At 62.8% G+C, this 22,949-nt stretch carries 18 protein-coding genes; 8 read left to right on the top strand and 10 right to left on the bottom strand.

Annotated features, from left to right (window positions below):
* Window positions 1-71 precede the first annotated feature (71 nt).
* Both ABIB36_RS07575 and ABIB36_RS07570 read right to left on the bottom strand, forming a co-directional pair.
* Window positions 72-587 carry a DUF3558 domain-containing protein gene (locus ABIB36_RS07575; protein WP_179142181.1) on the bottom strand — a complete coding sequence of 172 codons (516 nt, stop codon included), beginning with the start codon at window positions 585-587 and terminating at the stop codon, window positions 72-74.
* A 198-nt stretch (window positions 588-785) separates the two neighbouring features.
* A complete protein-coding gene (locus ABIB36_RS07570; RefSeq protein ID WP_354559939.1) occupies window positions 786-1,907 on the bottom strand; it encodes an FAD-dependent oxidoreductase in 1,122 nt (373 codons plus the stop codon).
* Window positions 1,908-1,976: 69 nt separating this feature from the next.
* Here ABIB36_RS07570 and ABIB36_RS07565 point away from each other — a divergent pair, with 69 nt between their 5' ends.
* A complete protein-coding gene (locus tag ABIB36_RS07565; RefSeq protein WP_084345597.1) occupies window positions 1,977-2,624 on the top strand; it encodes a TetR/AcrR family transcriptional regulator in 648 nt (215 codons plus the stop codon).
* A 149-nt stretch (window positions 2,625-2,773) separates the two neighbouring features.
* Here the strand turns inward: ABIB36_RS07565 and topA are convergent, their stop codons facing one another.
* From topA to ABIB36_RS07550, 3 genes are all read right to left on the bottom strand, one after another.
* Window positions 2,774-5,773, bottom strand: coding sequence for a type I DNA topoisomerase (topA, locus tag ABIB36_RS07560; protein WP_354559942.1), 3,000 nt, complete (start codon window positions 5,771-5,773; stop codon window positions 2,774-2,776).
* Window positions 5,774-5,917: 144 nt separating this feature from the next.
* The gene (locus ABIB36_RS07555; RefSeq protein WP_084345599.1) at window positions 5,918-6,505 is read right to left on the bottom strand and encodes a hypothetical protein; all 588 of its coding nucleotides are present in this window, start codon (window positions 6,503-6,505) and stop codon (window positions 5,918-5,920) included.
* Window positions 6,506-6,681: 176 nt separating this feature from the next.
* Window positions 6,682-6,885, bottom strand: a complete 204-nt coding sequence (locus ABIB36_RS07550) for a cold-shock protein (protein WP_084345600.1) — start codon at window positions 6,883-6,885, stop codon at window positions 6,682-6,684.
* 431 nt (window positions 6,886-7,316) lie between these two features.
* Here ABIB36_RS07550 and ABIB36_RS07545 point away from each other — a divergent pair, with 431 nt between their 5' ends.
* The 6 genes from ABIB36_RS07545 (at window position 7,317) to ABIB36_RS07520 (ending at window position 14,671) form a co-directional block, all read left to right on the top strand.
* A complete protein-coding gene (locus ABIB36_RS07545; protein ID WP_354559945.1) occupies window positions 7,317-9,674 on the top strand; it encodes a DEAD/DEAH box helicase in 2,358 nt (785 codons plus the stop codon).
* Window positions 9,675-9,882: 208 nt separating this feature from the next.
* Window positions 9,883-11,019 carry an ABC transporter substrate-binding protein gene (locus ABIB36_RS07540; protein WP_256895486.1) on the top strand — a complete coding sequence of 379 codons (1,137 nt, stop codon included), beginning with the start codon at window positions 9,883-9,885 and terminating at the stop codon, window positions 11,017-11,019.
* A gap of 77 nt (window positions 11,020-11,096) precedes the next feature.
* Window positions 11,097-11,927 carry an ABC transporter permease gene (locus tag ABIB36_RS07535; protein ID WP_218775706.1) on the top strand — a complete coding sequence of 277 codons (831 nt, stop codon included), beginning with the start codon at window positions 11,097-11,099 and terminating at the stop codon, window positions 11,925-11,927.
* Window positions 11,915-12,811: an ABC transporter permease gene (locus ABIB36_RS07530; protein ID WP_084345604.1), complete on the top strand. Its 897-nt coding sequence runs from the start codon at window positions 11,915-11,917 to the stop codon at window positions 12,809-12,811. Before ABIB36_RS07535 ends, ABIB36_RS07530 begins: the two co-directional genes overlap by 13 nt.
* A 2-nt stretch (window positions 12,812-12,813) precedes the next feature.
* Window positions 12,814-13,890 carry an ABC transporter ATP-binding protein gene (locus ABIB36_RS07525; protein WP_218775707.1) on the top strand — a complete coding sequence of 359 codons (1,077 nt, stop codon included), beginning with the start codon at window positions 12,814-12,816 and terminating at the stop codon, window positions 13,888-13,890.
* Window positions 13,891-13,906: 16 nt separating this feature from the next.
* Window positions 13,907-14,671, top strand: a complete 765-nt coding sequence (locus ABIB36_RS07520) for a GntR family transcriptional regulator (RefSeq protein WP_354559948.1) — start codon at window positions 13,907-13,909, stop codon at window positions 14,669-14,671.
* Window positions 14,672-14,753: 82 nt separating this feature from the next.
* On the opposite strand, the gene ABIB36_RS07515 is transcribed toward ABIB36_RS07520, so the two are convergent.
* Entirely contained in the window at window positions 14,754-15,311 is a 558-nt protein-coding gene (locus ABIB36_RS07515; protein WP_143542051.1) for an HD domain-containing protein, read from the bottom strand.
* Window positions 15,311-16,432 (bottom strand): 2-trimethylaminoethylphosphonate dioxygenase, encoded by a 1,122-nt coding sequence (gene tmpA, locus ABIB36_RS07510; RefSeq protein ID WP_354559951.1) that lies wholly within the window; start codon window positions 16,430-16,432, stop codon window positions 15,311-15,313. The genes ABIB36_RS07515 and tmpA overlap by 1 nt, the downstream gene beginning before the upstream one ends.
* A gap of 455 nt (window positions 16,433-16,887) precedes the next feature.
* Between tmpA and ABIB36_RS07505 the strand changes: the two genes are divergently transcribed.
* The gene (locus ABIB36_RS07505; RefSeq protein WP_084345607.1) at window positions 16,888-18,489 is read left to right on the top strand and encodes an ABC transporter substrate-binding protein; all 1,602 of its coding nucleotides are present in this window, start codon (window positions 16,888-16,890) and stop codon (window positions 18,487-18,489) included.
* Between the two features lie 595 nt (window positions 18,490-19,084).
* Here the strand turns inward: ABIB36_RS07505 and ABIB36_RS07500 are convergent.
* From ABIB36_RS07500 to ABIB36_RS07490, 3 genes are all read right to left on the bottom strand, one after another.
* Window positions 19,085-20,707 (bottom strand): ABC transporter substrate-binding protein, encoded by a 1,623-nt coding sequence (locus ABIB36_RS07500; RefSeq protein WP_354559954.1) that lies wholly within the window; start codon window positions 20,705-20,707, stop codon window positions 19,085-19,087.
* 97 nt (window positions 20,708-20,804) lie between these two features.
* Complete coding sequence (locus tag ABIB36_RS07495; protein WP_084345608.1) at window positions 20,805-21,791, bottom strand: ABC transporter ATP-binding protein; 987 nt, start codon at window positions 21,789-21,791, stop codon at window positions 20,805-20,807.
* Window positions 21,791-22,909 (bottom strand): ABC transporter ATP-binding protein, encoded by a 1,119-nt coding sequence (locus ABIB36_RS07490; protein WP_354560218.1) that lies wholly within the window; start codon window positions 22,907-22,909, stop codon window positions 21,791-21,793. The genes ABIB36_RS07495 and ABIB36_RS07490 overlap by 1 nt, the downstream gene beginning before the upstream one ends.
* Between the last annotated feature and the right edge of the window lie 40 nt (window positions 22,910-22,949).

The following is a 22,949-nucleotide window of genomic DNA, read 5'->3' as shown; positions in this document are numbered from 1 at the left end:
GTGGTGATCCTAGTCGTCGACTACGACGCCGTAGACGATCGCGGTACTGCCGGATGAACGGGCCACCCGACCTAGATGTCCTCCAGAAGCATTCTCGTCGCCACCCTCAATCTGATGCAGAACGAGCTGAAGTCCTTCTCCATCATCGTCAGCTGAAGTGCTCGGCCGTCGATATCGACCAAGGCCACACAGGAGTCGCCCTTGAACACGAAGATCTGAACTGTTCGCGCGCCTACGTCGATGGAAGACAAATCGGTGATGCCGGATGTCGTCTCGATCGAATCCAGCGGCAGTCCTGCCTTGACCGTGGCAGTGAACGCAACATCCTCACCCGTCCAGACGCACCCGCCCGACATCGGCACGACCGTCTCCGGATCCACCCCTACCGCTACCGTCAGCGTGATTTCGTCGAAATCGCATGGGTCGAACTCCGCAGAAGTTACCGCCTCGGTCGTCGGCGGCGTCGCCGAACTCGATTGGCCTTGCCCATGCCACGGGTCCTCGACGACAGCTTTACCCTCGACCGATCGAGCGCACCCCGACAACACGAGTAGACAGCATGCAGCTGCAGCTAGTTTCTTCCTCACACCCACTTGGACGTAGCGAACGCCCCGCTGGTTCCAGCGTTACCCAGTCATGTTCGGTCGGCACCCATCCGCTTCAATGGTTCATTCAAGATGACAGATAGCTTGAATGGTCCATTCACGTTGGCAGACAACAGTACTGAACACCCAAGAGCTCCCATCACTGCCGGCATTGGGCCCGCGCCAGTGCTAGTGCTAGTGCTAGCTTGCACCCGAAATGAGCTCGATCAGCCCGAAGGGTGCGCTGTCGCCGATAACCAGATCCAACGTCTCGTGTGCCTCGGCGGCGACTGCTGCGCTGCGCGGGAACAGCTCCCCCTCGTAGGCCGTCAGCGCTGCCTCGATGTCACCCGGATGTGCGGCGATCGACTTCCCCAGCTCGGAACCGTCGAACATCGCCAGGTTCGCGCCGTCGCCGGATGGCGGCATGAGATGCGCCGCGTCACCGAGGAGCGTCACACCAGGAACGCGATTCCATCGGTGCTCGTTCGGGAGCGTGTAGATCATCCGCGCAACCGGCGGGGCCTCACCATCGGTGATCAGTGAAGTGAGTTCGGGTGCCCAGCCTTCGAATTCGGCTGCGATCCGGCGCGGTGCGGTGTCGTCGGAGAAGTCGATTTGGGCGATCCAATCCTCGGATCGCTTCAGCTGAACGTAGGTGTGCAGAATGTCCCCTGCCTCGCGGTGCACCGAAATCCCTTTACCGGGGGTGAGCGCGAACATCGCACCACTGCCGACGGCCGCGGCGGCGGCAGAGCGCCTTTCGTCGACGTCGGTCAAATAGGTCTCGACGAAAGTAACGCCGGAGTATTCCGGTATTGAATCCGAGAGTAGAGGCCGCACCCGTGACCAGGCACCGTCTGCGCCCACGAGAAATGGAGTGACAACCGTCGACCCGTCTGTGAATGCCAGTTCATGCGTGCCGTCACCGCGGGACGTGACGCCCGCGAGCTTCCTTCCCCACTGAACAGTGCCGTCGGGCAAGGATTCGATGAGGATTCGTCGGAGATCGCCGCGAAGAACCTCGGGGCGGGTTCCGTTGCCGACGTCCTTGTCTTCGTACAGCACCACGCCCTGTGCGTCGACCGCACGCGTCGCTTCGCCACCCTCGTGAATGATCGCCTGGAACTGGTCCGTGAGACCGGCCTCGGCAAGCGCCGCCTGCCCGTCGGCGACGTGAATATCGAGCTGCCCGCCCTGGGTGCGGGCCTGAGGGGAGGCGTCGGACTCATAGACGACCGCGGAGATCCCGTTCGTGTGGAGCACGCGAGCGAGGACGAGCCCGCCTAGCCCCGCGCCGACGATGGTTACTTGGAATTTCAAGTCCTACCCCTTCTATGGAACGTTGTTCCACAATGATGGAACAACGTTCCAAACATGTCAAGATAGGGCATGGCCACCAAACCGAAGCTCTCCAAGGAACGCATCGTCGAGGCCGCGATCGACATCCTCGACGCCGACGGCGAGGCAGCGCTCACCTTCCGCGCGCTCGCCCTCCGCCTGAGCACCGGAAGCGGCGCGATCTACTGGCACATCGACAACAAACGCGACCTACTTACCGCAGCCACCGAAGACGTCATCACCCACGCAGTGACAGTGACGGTCGGCGAGGAAGACCCCAGAGAGGCAATCCGCGCGATGGCCTCGGGACTGTTCGACGCCATCGACGCCCACCCATGGGCGGGCACCCAACTGGCCGGCGAACCCTGGCAACCGGCTGTCACCCAGATCATCGACGGGATCGGCCGACAGCTTCGGGCACTGAAAGTTCCACAAGACGCACAGTTCGACGCGGTCTCCGCGGTACTGAACTACATCATCGGACTTGCGGCCCAACATGCAGCGGTCGCAAAGCTTCTCACCAGGGAAACCGACCGATCGACATTCCTCGGCAGTATCGCCGATCGGTGGACACAGCTCGATCCCGCGAAGTTTCCGTTCCTGCATCAGGTATCACCGCAGCTACGCGAACACGACGACCGTGAACAATTTCTCGCGGGTATCGACATCTTTCTGGCGGGCGTAGTCACCGCCGATTGAGCAGCCGGGGCGGTTACGCACATGGCGGATGTCTACAACTTTCGGACCCGTCGCCTCAATGGTTCATTCAAGATGACAGATAGCTTGAATGGTCCATTCGCGTTGGCAGAGAACATGAATGGACCATTCAAGCAAAAAGGGGCAGGCGGCTAACCCTCAGCCGGCGGCGTCTTCTTCGCGACGGTTTTCTTTGCGGCAACCTTCTTCGCCGCGGCCTTTTTCGCGGGCGCCTTCTTGGCTGCAGCCTTCTTCGCCGGTGCCTTCCTGGCCGCAGTCTTCGTTGCGGTGACCTTCTTGGTCGTCGCCTTCTTGGTGGCCTTCTTCTTCACCGGGCCACGAGCACGCCTGTCCGCCAGCAACTCCGACGCACGATCGTCGGTGATGTCGGCGACGTCGTCGTCCTTGCGCAGGCTGGCGTTGGTTTCACCGTCGGTCACGTACGGTCCGAATCGGCCGTCCTTGATGACCATCGGCGCTTCGCTGACCGGGTCGATCCCGAGCTCGCGGAGCGGTGGCTTCGCCTCACCCTGACGTCCGCGACGCTTCGGTTCAGCGTAGATCTTGAGCGCATCTTCCAACGTAACGGTGAACAATTGTTCCTCGTCGGTGAGCGAACGAGAGTCGGTGCCCTTCTTCAGGTACGGGCCGTAGCGGCCGTTCTGAGCGGTGATCTCCTCTTTCGACTCGGGGTCCACGCCGACCACTCGCGGCAGCGACAGCAACTTGAGCGCGTCGTCGAGCGTGATGGTCGCGAGGTCCATCGACTTGAGTAGTGAGCCTGTGCGCGGCTTCGGGCCGGCGGCCTTCTTCGCGGCCTTCTTGGCGGGCGCCTTCTTCGCGGCAGCCTTCTTGACTGCAGTTTTGGTGCCGCCGCCACCGTCTTCGCCCTGCGGAATCGGAACGATGTCCGGCTCGGGAGGTGTCGGTTCGGCCGGCGGCTCGGGCAGTATCTCCGTCACGTAAGGACCGAAACGGCCTTCTTTCGCGACGATGTCGTTGCCGGTGAGTGGGTCGGCGCCGAGCTTGCGGCCCTCCTGCGGGGTCGCGAACAGCTTTTCCGCGAACTCGAGCGTCAGCTCGTCGGGGGGAAGGTCGTCGGGCAGGTTGGCGCGCTGCGAGATCGGATCCCCATCGGGATCGTCGTCGTTGCGGACCATCCGCTCGAGATAGGGACCGTAGCGGCCGACGCGTACGTGAACTTCGCGTCCCTCGCTGTCGTCGAACAGCCTGATCGAGTTGATTTCGCGAGCGTCGATGTCCTCGAGGTTGGTGCCGACCATCTTCTTCAGTCCGCCAGAACGCGCGACAGAACCTTCGGCGCCGGTGTCGCCACCGAAGTAGAAGCTGTTGAGCCAATCACCGCGACGTTCGCGACCACCGGCGATGGCGTCGAGATCGTCTTCCATCCCGGCGGTGAAGTCGAAGTCCACGAGTCGACCGAAGTGCGTCTCGAGGAGTGCGACGACCGAGAACGCCACCCACGCCGGCACCAATGCGCTGCCACGTTTGTAGACGTATCCGCGGTCGAGAATGGTCTTGATGATCGAGGCGTACGTCGACGGTCGACCGATCCCCAGCTCTTCGAGGGTCTTGATCAGCGAAGCCTCGGTATACCGTGCCGGCGGGTTGGTGGTGTGCCCATCCGGATCGAGCGCGGTAGCGGTCACCGCATGCCCGGCCTTCAACGCAGGGAGTCTGGATTCTGCGTCGTCGGACTGGCCGCCGGCCTCGTCGTCGACACTTTCGACATAGGCCTTCAAGAAGCCTGCGAAAGTAATGGTGCGACCAGCCGCGGAGAACGTGCACTCTTCGCCGGTGCCTGCTGTTCCGGTGATGCGCAAAGTAAGAGTCGTGCCGCGAAGATCCGCCATCTGCGATGCGACCGTGCGCTGCCAGATCAGCTCGTACAGACGGAACTCGTCGGTCTGCAGCGCCGAATGAAGCTGGCCGGGCGTTTGGAAGACGTCACCCGCAGGCCTGATGGCCTCGTGCGCCTCCTGCGCGTTCTTGACCTTGCGTGTGTACTGCCTCGGCGACGGATGGACGTATTCCGCACCGTACAGATCGGTTGCCTGAGCCCGTGCGGCTGCAATCGCGGACTCCGACAAGTTCGTGGAGTCGGTACGCATGTAGGTGATGTAGCCGTTTTCGTACAACCGCTGCGCAACGCGCATGGTTCGTTCCGAGCTGAAACGCAGTTTGCGGCCGGCTTCCTGCTGCAGCGTCGAGGTCATGAACGGTGGGTACGGTTTGCGGGTGTACGGCTTGTCCTCGGCAGACGCGACGGTCAGGTCGACGCCTTGAAGTGCGTCGGCGAGCCTGCGCGCACGTGGTTCGTCGAGAACGGTCACGGCGTCGGTCTTGAGCTTGCCGTCGGCTCCGAAGTCTCGACCCGACGCGACACGATTGCCATCGACGTTGACCAGACGGGCACCGAAACTGCGCGGTGCCGCATCGGCTCCGGCGTCGAGTGTCGCCGAAATGTCCCAGTACTCGGCTGTGCGGAACGCCATCCGGTCACGCTCACGCTGCACGATGATGCGAGTCGCGACGGACTGGACACGGCCCGCCGAGAGCTTCGGCATGACCTTCTTCCACAGGACCGGACTGACCTCGTAGCCGTACAGGCGATCGAGGATTCGTCGGGTTTCCTGCGCGTCGACGAGGTCTTGGTCGAGTTCACGGGTGTCGGCGGCCGCTGCCAGAATGGCTGGTTTGGTGATCTCGTTGAACACCATCCGTCGAACCGGGATCTTCGGGTTCAGGGTCTCGAGGAGGTGCCATGCGATGGCTTCACCCTCACGGTCAGGGTCAGTGGCCAGGTAGAGTTCGTCGGCGTCCTTGAGCAGGCTCTTGAGCTCGGCGACCTTGCTTCGCTTCTCCGGCGACACTACGTACAGAGCTTCGAAGTCGTGATCGACATCGACGCCGAGCCTGGCCCACGGTTCACCCTTGTATTTGGCAGGCACGTCGGCCGCTCCACGTGGGAGGTCTCTGATGTGCCCGACGGATGCCTCGACCACGTAGTTCGGACCGAGGTACGGGGCAATCTTCTTCGCCTTGGTCGGGGACTCGACGATGACAAGACGGCGCGGCTCAACAGAGCTGCCGGTGGACCCGTCCCCCGTGCCGTTATTCCGTGTTGCCACCTTGTTGCCGAACCTTTCCTATTGCATTGACTCGAAGCACTCCGTGTGCATTTTTACCGGTCGAATCCGACATTTTCTTTCGGTCCGCCTGGTAACAGAGTGACATACGCCGTCGAAATTCTCGCAGATCGGCTTCTGAACGACCTAGTCGGCGCGCGGCCAGCCGGCACGAGCGTCCGCGTTTTCCGGAGGGGGGCCTACGTTCTCGACCAGCCTCATCATGCGCCTGCGCCCGGAAATTCTCAGGCCCGGCATCGGACCGCGAGTGCCGATCTGGGTCGGCGCGATTCCGGCACGCATCAAGGCCTGCGCGAGCGGGGCATGCGTTTCCGGAGCGTGCGGATCGAGGCCGAGGACGTAACGTTCGCCCTCCGCCTCCGGCCTGCCGGAGGCCAGAACCCAGGCCCGTAACTCACGGGATCCAGGAACCCAGCCGGGTGGCATCGCCTTCACCGCGCCCTTGGTCCACAGAGAGGCCAGCGCTGCCAGGTCCGCGACCGATGCCGTACGAACTAGTGGACGACCTTCCTCCGACCGACTCGAGTCCGAGACCAACCCGCACTCGGCGATCAGATCTGCGATCGCCTCGGCGCGCCATTCACTGTCGACGACGACAGAGATACGCGCGCCCGCAGCTGACACGACGACCTGTCCGGTCGACGCCAGCAGTCCGCTCAAGTCGGTCACCGACGGGGGCAACGACTCGGCGGAGAAGAACGACAGCTGGTTCACAGTGTGGACAGTAGGACATTGCCGGTAGAACCGACGCCTCATGTGCGCGTTTCGCCCGAGCAGATGACGCGTCTGCCCGAAAACAACTCATCCCCCTCTTGCCGTTCGCAGAAAATGCGGAACGTAAGAGGGGGATGACGATTGTCGACTCGACCCGCAGTGCGGGCGATTGTCGATCAGACCGCGTGAACTCCGGTTGCCTGAGGCCCCTTGGTGCCCTGGCCGACCTCGAACTCGACGCGCTGGTTCTCCTCGAGGGTACGGAATCCGTTGCCCTGGATCTCGGAGTAGTGAACGAAGACGTCAGCGGACCCGTCCTCTGGTGCGATGAATCCAAAGCCTTTTTCGGCGTTGAACCACTTCACAGTTCCCTGTGCCATGCTGTTCCTTCTCTTTCTAACACCGGATGCGGCGGACAGCGCATACAGTCCGCCGGGCCGGTTCCGACCGTTGTACTTCCTGAATCCCCCTCGCGAGGAACCCCTGCAAAACAGAGATCCCTTCAGGAAACGCTCTGAAAAGCACACCGTTCGCAACATTAGTTTCTGTGAACGTGAAACGAACACAGAAGCTGCGACCAAGGCAAGTGAACCATGTTCCCAGCAATCGCAACAGTCGGAATGCGCACTTTCCGAACATTTTGTCGATCTTGATGACCACAGAGCCGACCGACGACACCGTCGCGTGCCTTCACCAGCAGCGATACCGTCCCACTGCAGGTGATCGACCTGCTGACCGATAGCATGAAAACCGCAGGTCGTAGCCCTCGTAAATGTATGCTGTTCGTTCGATTTTCAAGTATGGAGAGCACGTGACCCAACCGGTTCCACAGCAGAGCTACGGTCGCGCACTACTGGACCGAGTGCTCGCCGGCACCCCCTCCGGTGAGGACCCGTTGACCCACATCGCGGAGTTGCCGGGGCGGGCTTCGCAATTCGTCGACTGGCCGTCGTGGCTGAAGCCCGAAGTAAGCCGCACGCTGATTTCCCGAGGAATCACCCGACCGTGGAGCCATCAGGCTCACGCCGCGACACTCGCCATCGGCGGTCAGCACGTCGTCTTGTCCACCGGTACGGCATCGGGAAAGTCACTGGCATACCAGATGCCGATCTTGTCGACGCTTCTCGACGAGCCCCGCGCGACGGCACTGTATCTGGCACCGACGAAGGCTCTGGGCGCAGACCAACTCCGCAGCACCATCTCCATCACCGACGAGTTACGCACCGAAGCACCGGAATCGAGTGAGGTCTTCCCGAGCTCGTACGACGGCGACACGCCCATCGAAACCCGACAGTGGGCCCGCGCCAATGCACGCTGGATTTTCACGAACCCGGACATGGTGCACATCGGAATTCTCGGCGCGCACGAGCGGTGGGCGAGATTCTTGCGGAACTTGAAATTCGTAGTCGTCGACGAATGCCATTACTATCGTGGCGTTTTCGGTTCCAATGTCGCATTGGTACTTCGGCGCCTTCGACGCATCTGCGCGCGCTACGGTGCCACACCCACCTTCGTTCTGGCGAGTGCTACGACGGCCGATCCGGGAGCAGCGGCCACCCGCCTCGTCGGCGCTCACTGCGCACAGGTCACCGAGGACGGATCTCCGCACGGCCCTCGCACAGTGGCACTGTGGGAACCGCCGCTGCTGAAAGCGATCACGGGCGAGAACGGGGCGCCGGTTCGCCGGTCGGCAGGCGCTGAAGCGTCGCGCATCATGGCCGACCTCATGATAGAAGGCGCTCGCACACTGACATTCGTCCGATCCAGGCGAGGAGCCGAGGTCACCGCTCTCGGCACTCGACGCCTGCTCGCCGACGTCGATCGAGACCTACCCGCTCGGGTTGCCGCGTATCGTGCTGGATATCTCGCGGACGATCGACGGAAATTGGAGTCGGATCTTTCCGACGGCACTTTGCTCGGGGTCGCCACCACCAACGCTCTCGAATTGGGCGTCGACATCGCCGGTCTCGACGCTGTCATCGTCGCAGGATTTCCCGGGACCGTCGCCTCGTTCTGGCAGCAGGCCGGCCGCTCGGGAAGGCGAGGAGAGGGATCTCTCGTCGTCCTCGTCGGCCGCGACGATCCACTCGACACGTACCTGGTTCACCATCCCGCAGCACTGTTGGACAAGCCCATCGAGGCAACGGTCACCGATCCGACCAACCCGTATATCCTCCGCCCGCAAATACTGTGCGCTGCAGCAGAATTACCGATCACTGCCGACGAGGCAGCGGAGCTTCAGGCCGAGTCGGTGCTCACCGCCCTGGCTGCCGACGGGCTGGTTCGCAAACGCCCACACGGATGGTTCATCACACCCGAGGGCCAGCAGATGACTCCGCATGCCGCCGTGAACATCCGCGGCGGCATCGGCGTTCAGGTCGCCATCGTCGACGGCGGCTCGGGTCGCATGCTCGGAACCGTCGATGGTGGCCGAGCCCCTGCCACAGCGCATCCCGGCGCCGTCCACATTCACCAGGGTGAATCGTTCGTCGTCGACGAGCTGGATCTCGAGGACGGAATCGCACTCGTCCACCCGGAGCAGCCCGACTGGAGTACCTCTGCCCGCGAGAGAACCGACATCGCGGTCACGGCGGTGCACTCGCAGCAGGATTTCGGCGAGGTGACCACCGCACTCGTCCAGGTGAACGTCACCCATCAGGTCGTCGGCTATCTTCGACGTCTGCACTCCGGCGAGGTCCTCGATTCCATCGATCTCGACATGCCCGAACAGACATTGGATACACGCGCGGTGATGTACACGATCACACCGGAGCTACTCGAGGCCAGAGGGATACCGGCGGAACGATTCCCGGGATCACTCCATGCCGCGGAACACGCTGCCATCGGCCTACTTCCGCTCATCGCAACCTGCGATCGCTGGGACATCGGCGGCGTATCGACGGCCCTGCACCCGGACACCGGGCTACCCACGATCTTCGTATACGACGGTTACGACGGCGGTGCAGGATTCGCCGACCGGGGGCACAGCGCGCTCCGAGAATGGCTGGCCGCGACGAAGGATGCCATCGAATCATGCGAGTGTCGGACCGGCTGTCCGTCGTGCATTCAGTCACCGAAATGCGGCAACGGTAACGATCCGCTGGACAAGCCTGGCGCCGTCGTGGTGTTGGAAACGGTCCTCGGTGCGCTCCGGGCCGAGCCGCGCTGAGGTAGCTCCTACCGCGGGTCCGAAGACGACTGGGAAACCGCTGCAGCGTCAACGCGCGCCAGTTCAGTTGGCTGATGGACTCGATACGTTCAGTCCTCGTTCATCTTGCAGACCCGATGAATATCTTGGCTATACAACTTGCTCGCGCAAAGTCTGTTTCGCGTGATTGCCACCTGGCAGCGAACGCGAATTCAGATTGGAGTCCATCGTGCGTAGTACAACGATTCGAACAGCGGGAATGATCTTTTTGGTAGGCACAGTGGCCCTCACCGGAACTGCCTGCACCAAGAAGAGTGATGCGCCCGCTACTGCTGCAGCGTCGGCGACATCGGCTGCCGATCTCGGCGGGATGGACGCCCTGATCGCCGCCGCACAGGAGGAGGGCTCTCTGAATCTCATTGGCCTGCCCCGTGATTGGGCCGGGTACGGCAACCTGATGGACAACTTCAGCGCCAAGTACGGCATCGCGGTCACGGTAGACAACCCGGAGGCCAGCAGCGCCGACTTGGTCAACGCGATCAAGTCCCTCGCCGGCCAGGACCGCGCGCCAGATGCAGTGGACGTCGGTACTGCGTTCGCCATCAGCGGAGCTGAAGAGGGCCTGTACGCCCCGTACAAAGTAGAAACCTGGGACAGCATTCCCGAGTCGCAGAAAGCCGCCAAAGGTGACTGGTACGCGGACTACGGGGGCTACATCTCGATCGGCTGCGACGCGGCCAAGGTCGAGGTGTGTCCGGAGTCGTTCGCGGACCTCGCCAAGCCCGAATACAAGGGCAAGGTCGCACTGACCGGCGACCCCCTCAAGAGCAATTCAGCCCTGATGGCCGTCTGGTCGGCTGCCCTGGCCAACGGTGGCTCCGTCGATGACATTGCGCCCGGCATCGAATACTTCGGCAAACTCAAGGCCGCCGGAAACTACGTCCCGGTCAAGGCCACCGCCGCGACGATCGAATCCGGCGAGACCCCCATCGTCGTCGACTGGGACTACCTGAACGCCGCGAAGACCGAGGATCTGGCGAGCTCCGGTGTGCAGTGGACCGTCGCAGTCTCGGGTGACGCGACCATCGGTTCGTACTACGCGCAGGCCGTCAGCGCGACAGCCCCGCACCCCGCCGCCGCGCGCCTGTGGCAGGAGTACCTCTACAGCGACGAGGGCCAGAACGGCTACCTCGCCGGATACGCACGCCCGGCGCGTCTCCCGGCTATGGAAGAAGCCGGAACCGTCGACCCGGCACTCGCCGGCAACCTGCCCGCCGTCACTGTGAAAGCTGAATTCCCCACGGACGCAATGTCCACCGCTGCGAAGAACACGATGACGCAGACCTGGGCCGGCGCGGTCGAGTAATGAGAACTACGAGCCCACCGTCGACCCGGCTCGAGACGAAGAGCAGTTCGACTCAACTGTGGAGTCGACTGGGACTGGTGCCGTTCTTCGGCTACGTCGCGGTCTTCTTCATCCTTCCCACCGCAGTGATTGCCTACTCTGCCTTCCAAGCCAAGGACGACGGCGGCGTCGGCACCTTTGGCGGCGCGAATATGACTGCGGCGCTTAGTGGTCCGTATCTGGACGCACTGTGGAACAGTACGAAGATGTCGCTGATCAGCGCCGTAATCGCGGCAGCGCTCGGCCTCGTGCTCGCGTACGCGGTAGTCACCAGTCGCGGCGGCGTGCTGCAGCGGACGGTCTCCACCAGTGCTGCCGTCCTCGCCAACTTCGGCGGACTGCCCCTGGCTTTCCTCTTCGTCGCGGCGATCGGCAACGCCGGCGTGCTCACCTCCTTCGTTCGGGAGCACCTGGGGGTGTCGCTGCGCGAGGACCTGAGGCTGGACCTGTACTCACAGAGCGGCGTGCAGTTCGTATATCTGTACTTCCTGATCCCGCTGATGGTCCTGACCATCACACCGGCTCTCGAGGGCCTGCGCCCCGAGTGGCGCGAGGCGGCTGAGGGCCTCGGTGCGAAGGGCTGGCACTACTGGCGCTACGTCGCCGGCCCGGCCCTGCTGCCCCACTTCCTCGGCAGCCTCGCGCTGTTGTTCTGCACCGCATTCTCCTCGTTCGCAACGGCGGAGGCGCTCACGAACGGCACCTTGTCGATCACGCCGCTGCGCATCGACAGTGCCCTGTCCGGCAATGTTCTTGCCGGACAGGAGAATCTGGGCTCCGCCCTGGCACTGTCGATGATCGTGGTCGTAGTTCCCCTGACCCTGCTCTACCAGCTGATGCAGCGAAGGAGTTCACGATGGTTGCAGTGATCGACGCACCCAAGTCCGACATCGCCGATAGTGCGGTCGCATCCGGAAAAAGCCGTCGCACAAGCAAAAACGCCCCACCCGTGCGCTATTGGCGCGGCATCGTCCTCGCCATCGCGGCCATCTACTTCCTCGGTCCGGCGCTGGTTGCCTTCTGGTTCACGGTGGATGGCGCCGACGGCCTCAACCTGGCGGCATACACCCGAATCTTTTCCGCACCCGGCTTCACCGACTCGATGACGAGTTCCCTACTACTCGGCGTGATCGCGGTGACGATCACGCTGGGGATCATGGTGCCCACGATGCTGATCGTGCACCTCAGGCTGCCGAAGATGCGCAGCTACGTCGAGGCGTTCTCTCTGCTGCCGCTGGTGATCCCTCCGGTGGCCCTGGTGGTCGGTGTGCGCGGCGTACTCGGCTGGGGCAACGGCAGTGAGTACGTCGAAATCTCGTCGCTCTTCACTGCGCTACAAGACAAGTCGCTTCCACTGGTGCTCGCACTGATGTATGTCGTCGTCGCCCTGCCGTTCACCTTTCGCAGCCTCGACGCGGGACTTCGCGGCTCGAAGGTGACAGTCCTGGTGGAGGCCGCCCAGAACCTAGGGGCGCGGTGGCCGACCGTGCTTTGGCGAGTAGTACTCCCAGCTCTGCGCACGTCGATCCTCAACGGCGCCTTCCTCGCCTTCGCTCTGGTTATGGGCGAGTACACGATCGCGAAAATCCTGATCTTCCCGACCTTCCCGGTCTGGCTCGCACAGTCCGGTGCCACCGACGGCCAGTTGCAAGTCGCACTGTCCCTGCTCAGCTTGGTCTTCACGTGGGCGCTGCTGCTTATTGCGGTGGCGGTTGCCGGCAGAACATCAAAAGCACGTCTACGAAAGGAATGATAATGACGAACCCCCACGCTCTCCTCGCGACCGAGGGCACAGCCGTCAGCTTCGTCGGCGTGCGCCGCGCCTTCGGCAGCGTCAATGCGCTCGACGGACTCGATCTCAACCTCGAGCCGGGCGAACTGGTGGCGCTGCTCGGGCCGTCGGGCTGCGGCAAGACGACCGCGCTGCGCATCCTTGCCGGCTTCGACCGACCCGACGGCGGACAGGTCCTCGTCGACGGCGTCGACGCGTCCGCTCTCCCGGTCAATCGCCGGGACATGGGCATGGTCTTCCAGTCCTACAGCCTCTTTCCCACCATGACCGCCCAGGACAATGTCGCATTCGGGCTCAGCCTGCGCGGGCGCAGCGAACGTGGCAAAGGCCGATTGGCCCGCGCCCGCGAGCTCCTCGACCTGGTAGGTCTCGCCGACCACATGCACAAGTATCCGCACCAGATGTCGGGCGGGCAGCAGCAGCGAGTCGCGCTGGCGCGCGCCCTCGCGATCTCACCGCGTGTCCTCCTGCTCGACGAGCCGCTGTCCGCGCTCGACGCCAAGGTCCGCTACCAACTGCGCGAGGAGATCCGCCGCATCCAGCTGGACCTGCGCGTGACCACTCTCCTGGTCACCCACGACCAGGAGGAAGCTCTGGCAATCGCCGACCGCGTCGCGGTCATGCGTGCCGGCAAGCTCGAGCAGTGCGCGCCGCCCAACGAGGTCTACCAGCGCCCGTCGACGCCGTTCGTAGCCGAGTTCGTCGGCACGATGAATCACATCCCCGGCGTTGCCGTCGAACGAGGCACGGTGCAGGTGGGTGAACAAACCCTGACCTGTGACGGCGAATGGCCTGGCATAGGCCCCGTCACCGTGCTGACGCGTCCCGAGGCTGTATTGGTCGACGAGGCTCCCGGCGGCGACACGATCATCACGACAGCAACCTTCTACGGCGCGACGACGCGACTGCGGTTGACTCACTCGACCGGAAAGGTGCTACTCGCTGACGTCGCAAGCCATCGCGCGGCAATGTTGACGCCCGGATCACGGGTCCGAGTGTCGCTGCTCAACCGCCCGGTACTACTGGCGCCAGCCGAATGATCGGTACGGTGTGACGATGACCAAGGGCGACGACAGCCTGCCGCTCTACCGCTCGATTGCCACGGATATCCAGACTGCAATCGAACGCGGGGACTTCGCCGACGGATCGACAATGCCCTCGGAGAACGAATTGACGGTGACGTACGGAGTTTCGCGTGGGACGATCCGGCAGGCCTTCGCATTCTTGCGATCCACCGGTGTCGTGTCGTCGCGCCGCGGTGCGCGCAGACAAATCCGGAGCGGCCCGCGCGTACAGTCGATGAGCGAGCTGGTCAGCTTCTCCCTCTGGGCGCGCAGCCTCGGTGAGACACCGAGTAGCCGAACACTGAGCGTCGGAGCAGTGCCGGCGTCCGGCTTTGTTGCGGACAAGCTCGGAGTTCCCGAGGGCGCGAACGTTTTTCACACCCATCGCCTTCGGCTGCTGAGTGACGTGCCGACCATGCTCGAGAGCACCTACTACCCGGAGTCCCTCGCGCCGTTGATCGCAGCGATCGACCTCGACACCCAGTCGATCACCGATCGCCTGGGTGATCACGGCATCGTGTTCGCCGATGCGGAACATGCAATCGCCGCGGTTGCAGCAACTTCCGGAGAGGCCGAATTGCTCGGCCTTTCGCCCGGAGCGCCGCTGCTGCGCACGATCAGGCGGACGACGAACCCGCTCGGCGAGGTCCTCGAGTGCTCGATCGACCTGTACGCCGCTGAATCCGTTGCGTTCGTGGTCCGTAATTCACTGGCCGCCGGAGGGACCAGTCGGGTCGGTTCGCGGCGCGACACCTAGCCCGGTAATCGACTGACACAAGGATCCGTTGCCCGAGTTCGATTCGGGTAACGGATCCTTCGTGCTGTGGAGACTGCTGTCACTACTCCTGAAGGGTGCAGTCCAGCGCGTCGATGTCGGCCCGGAAGTCGGCTAGCGTGACTACGGGTGCGTCCGGATCCTTGCCGAGGTCGTCGAACTTGCGCAGTTGGCAAGCAGCCTCCGCGAAGGGTTCGGCTGCGAACGCCGCCACCTCCTCGTCAGTCATCGATCCGCCTTGTACGGACATGGTGAATTTCGAAGCGTCGGAGAGCTTGTCGTAATAGGCCGGATCAGTGGCACACAGGTAGCGTTTGGCGGCGACGTGGAGACGAACCGGTTCGGTCACCTCAGGAGCGAACCATGTCGACAGCCACTCGGAGGCGACGGCGTCGTGATGGTTATCGTTGCCCGACATGAGGTCTCGTCCACTGATCGCACCGGAGAAATGGCCGACGTCGTGCAGTACCGCCGCCACTACAAGTACCGTGGGAGCGCCGGCTTCGCGAGCAGCTCGTCCGGTCTGGAGCATGTGCTGCGCCATCGATACTTGCTCACCGAGGTACTCCTGCCCACCTTCACCGTCGAACAGCTTGGTCAGGGTGTCGTACGCGTGCGTCATCAGTTCTCCTCGAAGGCTTGCAGGGTGCTGAGCAACCCGTCCAGGTCTGCGTAGGTTCCCTGGAGATGGCGTCCGCCGGTCGCGGCAAATGCGGTACGGGCGTGCAAAAGTCGTGTGTTGTCGAAGATCAGGCAATCTCCGGCGTCGAGCTGGAAGTTGAGCTGAGCCTCGGGGTGGTACAGCAGTTCGGCGAAGGTACGGTAGGCGCTGTAGAACTCGCGGGCCAGGCTCGATTCCAGACGCGGCGCAACCATCGAGCGGTTGTTGAAGCGGATCTCGCGCACCCTGCCGGACTGGTCGAGACCGATCATCGGCATGGTCGCACTCAGGTGCGCGTCGGTGCTGTCGAAGCGGAAGGTCACCGGCGTGCGGGTCAGAACGTCGAACGCACGAGGATTGTTCTCACGCAACATCTTCGCAGCGGCAAATCCGTCGACGAGGCCGGATTCACCGCCGGTGGTCTCGTTGTGAATGCAATGCAGCAACTGGAGAGTGGGCACCGGATCCCGGTACGGATTGTCGGTGTGCGGACTGATCGCGAGTCCGGTGAACGCGAGGTTGACGGGATTTTCCTCGACGCGGACGTCGAAGATTGTCCCGTAGTTGGTCTCACGGACGAAGCCGAAGGTCTCAGCGACAGCCACAACCTGACCCAAATCGGTTGGTACACCGTGTACCAGAGCAAAACCATCGTCGACCAAGGCACGCAATGCGGGTGCTGGATCAGCGAGGTAGTCAGTCCAGTCATTCCACACCGGAGATACTTCTGCGGCCAAGCGCCACAAGCGCTTTGCCTCCTCGTTTCGCGCGTCAGCCAAACCGGGAGGCACGTCGGCCGTGATCAGGGCCTCGACATCGAACACCCCCCGGTGACCGTCCGGAGCGAACTCGACCTCGAGACTGCGGCCCACGACCCGAGCACGCTCCACCCGAGTATCCGCAGGCAGGTCGACGATGTTGAACAACTTCTGTCCGTTATCGGCGCGACTTTCCGGACACGGGCAACTGTCCCGCAGCCAGATCGCCGCGATCTCGACCTGGGTGTCCCCCACCTTCAGATACAGGTCTCCGTCCTCGACCAATGCGGATATGCCTAGTCTTTCACCAACGTGGCTATACATGTTGAATATCGTGCACGGCTTTCGTCACCAATCGACAAAGCTGCGGTGAACGCCGAGTGTCCGGCACGCGCCTATTCAAAGTGCCGATCGACTACTTGGGAGTTCATGCGGGGGGGGGGGGGGAGGCGGTCAGAATCAACAGCGCCGCCGGAACTACTTCGATCACGACGGGCAGGGGCCATCCGATCTCCATCGGCGTGCGCCCAACCAGGCGGACGCATCAGCAGTAAGAAGAATCGAGGCCAAAGGCATCCTCCTCCAGCCTCTACAGCGGCGCCGCCGGGTCGGTGTCCGCGATCCAGGGAGTGGTGCTAGCGACTTTCGAAAGCCTTCGTCCCAGTGACAGAGACTGTGGTCTTATTACCGTGATTCAAGTCATATGGTGGTTCGCCTATGGCGAGCGCGACATGTTCCACCGAGACCGTTCGTCTCGACACAATCCAGGAGGTTCTTAGGTGACACTTTCAAGGCAACGCAGGCGCGGCGCGGTGGCTTTTGCCGTCTTGACCAGCGGCCTACTGTTGGCGGGCTGTGCGAGCGGTGGTGGTAGCAGTTCCAGCCCACAGACCGACCCAGGCGCTGTCGGTGTGATCGGGGATCAGGCCGAGGGCGGCACCCCCGTGGAGGGTGGCACGTTGAGCTTCGCCGGCTATTCACCGGTGGCGAGCCTCGACCCTGCCAAGACCCAGCCCACTGGCTCAACCGGTGGCACCGAGATGGCAGCGGTCTACGATCTCCTCGTACGCTACGACTCCGCCTCCGATTCCTACGAGCCGCAACTGGCGAAAGCGCTCACCTCGAGCGACGACTTCAAGACGTGGACCCTGGAGTTGCGCGACGGCGTCACCTTCAGTGACGGCACGCCACTCGATGCCAAGGCCGTAATCGCCAGCACCAATCGCTTCAACGAACGGAAGGGCGGCGGCAGTCAGGCATTCACCGCCGGCGTGAAGTCCATGGAGGCCACCAACGACTCCACCGTGGTCTACACCATGAATCAGTCGTGGTCCGAGTTCCCGTCGCTTCTCGTCTACGGCCACGGCATGGTCGTCGCACCTAGCTCGGATCAGCCCGACGGCACTTTCAAGCCGATCGGCGCAGGTGCTTTCACATTGGAGAGCCTGACCCCCGGCGCAGACGTTGTGATGAAGGCCCGGCCGGACTACTTCAACGGCAAGCCGAACCTGGACACACTGAAGTTCGTCACGATCAGCGACGAACAGCCCAAGGTCGACGCCCTCAACTCGGGCGGCCTCAATATGGCATACCTACGCGACGCCGCAGTCGTCGACGAGGCATCAGCCAACCTTCCGGGTTACTACGAGACGAGCAGTCTCTCTGCGGTGGTCAGTATCAACCAGCGTGAAGGCCGTCCCGCCGCCGACGTGCGGGTACGGAAGGCGATGCAACTGGCCGTCGACCCCGTGGCAATCGATCAGCGTGCACGTGGCGGCAAGGGCATGCCCGGCACCGAGATTTTCCAGCCTTGGTCCAAGTGGCACAATGATATTGCGCCCGTGGAGATGAATACGGAAGAGGCCAAGGCTCTAGTCGAGGCCGCGAAGGCAGACGGCTTCAGCGGCAACATGACCTACTTCACCCCCCAGACGCAGGCGGCCCAGGCCACCGCACTGACAATCCAGGCGATGCTGGCACCGATCGGTATCAACGTCGACATCGAGTACGCGGCATCGGTCACGGACATCGTCAAACGCCTGTACATCGACAAGGACTTCGACATCGCCACCGGCGCGCTGAGCATCCAGGACACGGCACCGTTCCAGCGCCTGTACGGGGCGTTGAACTCCACATCGACGAACAACATCGGCGGGGTCAACGACCCGAAGATGGACGAGATCGTCGCCAGTGTCCAAACCGCAACCAATGACGAGGCGAAGCTCGAGGCTTTGAGCAACCTACAGGTGGAGGTCAACGAGAACGTGCCGTTCCTGGCCCTTGCCTCCGGTGCCAACTTCTTGGCGTGGACCGACAACGTGCACGGCGCAGTGCCGAGCCTGGACGCGATGGTGCTTCTGGACAAGGCCTGGATCGAGTAGTCGCCGCTCGACCGTGTCACCTGAACAGTAAGGTGGCATGACCTAGAAAACTGCATATAGAACGCCGCCTGCCCGGTACGTCAACGCCAGTTGTCGTACCGGGCAGTTTGCTGTCCCCACTGTTCGACGGCGTAGGCGGGCCAGTCTTCTTGCTTCACGTCACGGACTGAGCGTCTCGTCGAATAGCCCAGAGCGACAACATGATCTGGTGTGTGCTCGCCGGAAAGAATCTCCGAGTACGCCCGCCGAGAGTGGGCGCCTGCGGCTTGGTCCATTAATGCAACCCAGCCGAAACGATTCCTTCGTCCTTGTCGGCGTCCGAGTCGAGTCCGCGGGTTCCACCACAGTCGGGGTGGCGCGGCAGTCGCAGGTGGTATGAGATACGTTGCGGGCCGCTGGTCCTGTTGAGGTCGGCCCATCTCTACGCCGCGGGCAGGGCATCAGCGGCAAACAGCGAGGGCCTCTCGGTTATCAGGGTGCGTGGTACGCACACCGATACCGAGAGGCCCTCGCCTTCGTCACATCATCCACAACCATCTCGGGAGCTACACCTCGTTGGCGTGCTTGCCTTTCCCCGGAATTCCGAACTGCGCGTTCAGGACTCGACCCATGCTTTGTCGAACAACATGATGCCAGTGGCAGTGGGCACGACTTCGTGCACGTCCTTCTGCCACGCCCAAAACGCGGCAAGCCCGCTGATGGGAACCGACGGCACAGTGTCGTTCCAGAGGCTCTGGACTCGAGCGATCACATCGCGCGCAGCATCATCGTCGGGGGCCGCCTGGAGCTCCTTCAACAAGCCGTCCATCTCCGGATTGGCATACCCGGCTGTGTTCCTCAACGATGTGCTGGAGAGAACGGACTGCAAACCCGCGTCTGGAATCGACTCGTAAAGACCGATCCCGGCATGAGCCAGATCGAATTCATGTTTGACATAGACGCTGTTCAGTAGATCCCCAGCGTTGTTGGCGTAGACGATGTCCACTGTAAAACCGACGGCTTGCAGCAACGACTGCACCGCAAGGCCGATCGCTTGATCCTTGGGCTCGTTGAGAACGGTGTACTTCAGACGCCCGTCATAACCGTCGGCCTTTGCCTGGTTCAGCAACTCGGTGGCCTTGGCCGGATCGTAGACAGGGCCGGCAACATCGGTATGCCATTGCGACGTCTGTCCGAACAACTCGGATCCGGGAAGGCCCTGGCCTTCTTCAGCGCGCTGATCGATGAGGTCGGGGTCAATGGCATACGAGATCGCTTGTCGTACCCGGACGTCTGTGCCTGGACGACCTTCGCGATTGTTGATCAGCTCGGCTCCGCCGGCATTGAGGACATCGACGAATCCGGGGTAGCCGGCATCTTTCGCAGCGTTGATTGCCGATCCCAGGCCGCGAATGTAGGCAACGTCGAGTTGGCCCGCTTCCAGTGACTCGAAGTTCTCTTGTGGGCCGTTCAACGCCACCATACGCAGACTGGCCAAATTCGGTGGCCCGCCGTAGTAGTCGGGGTTCGCGGTGAACGTGCGTTCCTCTCCGGGGAGAAAACCTGCCTCTGTGAAGGGACCGGCCCCAACCGGAGTGAACTTCTCACCTTGCTGTGCACCTGGGGCGACGATCATGCCGTGGCCCAACGCCAGCATCGACGGAAACCTGGGCCATGAATTTGCGAGACGGAAGATCACAGTGGAACTGTCTTGCGCCTCGGTCGATTTCACCGACTGCTTCCATAGATCTGCACCATTGCCACCGCCGGCGTTGTAGCGCTCGATGCTCGCGACGACCGCTGCAGCATCCAACGGCGTGCCGTCACTGAAGCGCACTCCCTCACGTAGACGCAGAGTCCATGTCGTGTCGTCTGTGCTTTGCAATGATTCGGCGAGCTGGGGTGAGAACTCCCCGGACTCGATGTCGTACTTCATGAGCACGTCGTACACAGCGGCGAGTGCCTCGCCACCCTGGCCACCGCGGGCTGTGGCTCGGAGAGGGTCCAGCGTCGGAGTGAGAAGTTGTACACCGTAGGTGAGGGTGCCACCGGCGACCGGATCGCCACCTTCGGATTGGACGTTCACCAGGCCGGTCTCGTACGTGTCGCTGCCGGACTGGGAACCCTCCCCGTTGGCACCGCTCGAGCACGCTGCGAGTACGACGCCGACTCCGACCAGCGCGGCTGCCATACGGCCGGAGCGGCCGGTCATCCGGTGTCCATAAAACATGGGAATCATGTGGGTTCCTTGTATGTGCGTGCGGTTCGACGGATGAGAACGCCAGACAACGACCCTCTGGGACAGTTCGCCGCGAGGGGGCGGGTAAAAGCTGGGATTACACGTTGTGGCAGGCCACGAAGTGGTCCTTGCCGACCTCCCGTAACAGTGGCTCTTCGGCTGCGCACTGCTCGGTCGCGAGTGGGCAACGGGTCCGAAAACGGCAACCCGACGGTGGGTTCAGGGGGGAGGGCAGGTCGCCCTCGATGATCTCGATCTCGTCCTCCCCATCCCGCGATCGGTTCGGATCCGGAATCGAGTCGAGCAGCAGTCGGGTGTAGGGATGCATCCCGGTGTTCTGAACATTGTCGGTCGGCGCGACCTCGCAGACCTTACCGAGGTACATCACCATGATCCGGTCGCTGATGTTCTTCACCACGGCCATGTTGTGGGCGATGAAGATCATCGAGAACTCGAATTCCTTCTTGGTTTTCTCCAGAAGGTTCAATATCTGTGCCTGCACCGACACGTCGAGGCTCGAGACCGGTTCGTCACAGATCAGCAGCTTCGGCCGAAGCATCAAAGCGCGTGCGATACACACACGCTGGCATTGGCCGCCCGACAGTTCGCCCGCCGTCTTCTCCATCACCGCATCCGGATCCAGGCCCACTGCGCTGAGCAGCTCACGGGTCATGGTTTCGAGCTTGGCCTTGTTTTTGGTCCCCCAGATGCGAGGTCCCTCGGTGACAAGATGCTTGACCTTGCGGCGCGGGTTCAGCGATGAGATCGGGTCCTGCATGATCATCTGCATCTGGTTGCGGGTGATCCGCAGACTCGACGCGGACATGTCACCGAGGACCATGTCATCGAGCGTCACGGTGCCGGACGTGGGCTTGGGCAACTGTAGGACAGCGCGCCCGGCGGTGGACTTCCCGCAGCCCGACTCCCCGACGATGCCCAGTGTCTCCCCTGGGACGAGGTCGAAGCTGATGCCGGAGACCGCGTGCACGGTCTGTTTGCCTGCGGGGAATTCGACCAACAGGTTCTCGACGGTCAAGACCCGCTTCTCGTCTTCGCGCATGTGTGCGGTACCGCTGCCAGCCATTACACAGTCTCCAAGTCCAGCTTGCGTCCGGCCGCGGTGCGCCCGGCCTTCTCGTTGGCGGCCAACGCCGCTGCACCCTCGGCTGTACCGACGGGGAAATGACATGCGGCCTCGTGCGGATGCACCGCCGCTGCAGAGTCTGCAGTGGCGACCAGTTCCGGCGGCACCGTAAGGCACTTCTCCTGTGCGTACCGGCAGCGAGTCGCGAATGAACACCCCTCAACTGGCTTCGTCATATCCGGCAACCCGCCTTCGATGGCCTCGAGGACAGTGTGCGGCGCATCCTCGATTCGCGGGATCGCCGACAGCAGCGCCTCGGTGTACGGGTGACGCGGCTGCGCGAACAACTGCCGTGTCGGCGCGGTCTCCACTATTCGGCCCGCGTACATTACGGCGACGCGGTCCGTCTGGCCTGCGACGACGCCCAGGTCGTGGCTGATCAAGATCCCGGCCATCCCCGTTTCCTTGCGGAGCGAGTCGAGCAACTCGAGAATTTGCTTTTGCACCGTCACATCGAGCGCCGTCGTCGGCTCGTCAGCGATGGTCAGGATGGGGTCGCACGCTAGCGCCATCGCAATGACTACACGCTGGCGCATACCTCCCGAGAGCTCATGTGGGTATTGGTCCACCCGTCGAGTCGGCTCGGGAATCCGCACCTTACGCAGCAACTCGATCGCCCGCTCTCGGGCCTGCTTCTTGTCCAGGCCCAGATGGGCTCGGATCGACTCGGTAAGGTGCGTGCCGATGTGCTTGAACGGGTTGAGCGCCGTCATCGGGTCCTGGAACACCATCGCGATGTCCTTGCCCCACAGCCCCTGCTGTTCCTTGCGGGTAAGCGCCTGCATATCGCGGCCCTGAAACCGAATCTCGCCGGCGACGGTGGTCGCGCCACCGTTGGAGACCAGGCCCATGATGGTCTGCCCGAGCACCGATTTTCCGGAACCGGACTCGCCGACCAGGCCCAGGGTCTCGCCCGCGGCGAGGGTCAAGCTCACACGGTCGACGGCGCGCAACTGGCCCCGCTTGGTGCGAAAGTGCGTGGACACATTCTCCACTGTCAGCAGCGGTCCCGCCGCCGCATGGTCCGGCGTTCCGGCGGCTGCCGTCGTAGCGCCCATGCCAGGCTTTTCGTGCTTATTCATCGGTGAACTCCCGCTT

Origin of the sequence: Rhodococcus sp. UYP9, assembly GCF_040547235.1 — a bacterium.
Classification (GTDB): domain Bacteria; phylum Actinomycetota; class Actinomycetes; order Mycobacteriales; family Mycobacteriaceae; genus Rhodococcoides.
The sequence above is the reverse complement of the archived record's forward strand: the minus strand, read 5'-3'. Positions and strand labels throughout refer to the sequence as shown.

Coding starts and splice junctions, on each gene's coding strand:
- ABIB36_RS07520 (WP_354559948.1), top strand. CDS start 13,907: ATGACCAAGGGCGACGACAGCCTGCCGCTCTACCGCTCGATTGCCACG.
- tmpA (WP_354559951.1), bottom strand. CDS start 16,432: ATGTATAGCCACGTTGGTGAAAGACTAGGCATATCCGCATTGGTCGAG.
- ABIB36_RS07515 (WP_143542051.1), bottom strand. CDS start 15,311: ATGACGCACGCGTACGACACCCTGACCAAGCTGTTCGACGGTGAAGGT.
- ABIB36_RS07565 (WP_084345597.1), top strand. CDS start 1,977: ATGGCCACCAAACCGAAGCTCTCCAAGGAACGCATCGTCGAGGCCGCG.
- ABIB36_RS07500 (WP_354559954.1), bottom strand. CDS start 20,707: ATGATTCCCATGTTTTATGGACACCGGATGACCGGCCGCTCCGGCCGT.
- ABIB36_RS07495 (WP_084345608.1), bottom strand. CDS start 21,791: ATGGCTGGCAGCGGTACCGCACACATGCGCGAAGACGAGAAGCGGGTC.
- ABIB36_RS07525 (WP_218775707.1), top strand. CDS start 12,814: ATGACGAACCCCCACGCTCTCCTCGCGACCGAGGGCACAGCCGTCAGC.
- ABIB36_RS07530 (WP_084345604.1), top strand. CDS start 11,915: ATGGTTGCAGTGATCGACGCACCCAAGTCCGACATCGCCGATAGTGCG.
- ABIB36_RS07490 (WP_354560218.1), bottom strand. CDS start 22,909: ATGGGCGCTACGACGGCAGCCGCCGGAACGCCGGACCATGCGGCGGCG.
- ABIB36_RS07550 (WP_084345600.1), bottom strand. CDS start 6,885: ATGGCACAGGGAACTGTGAAGTGGTTCAACGCCGAAAAAGGCTTTGGA.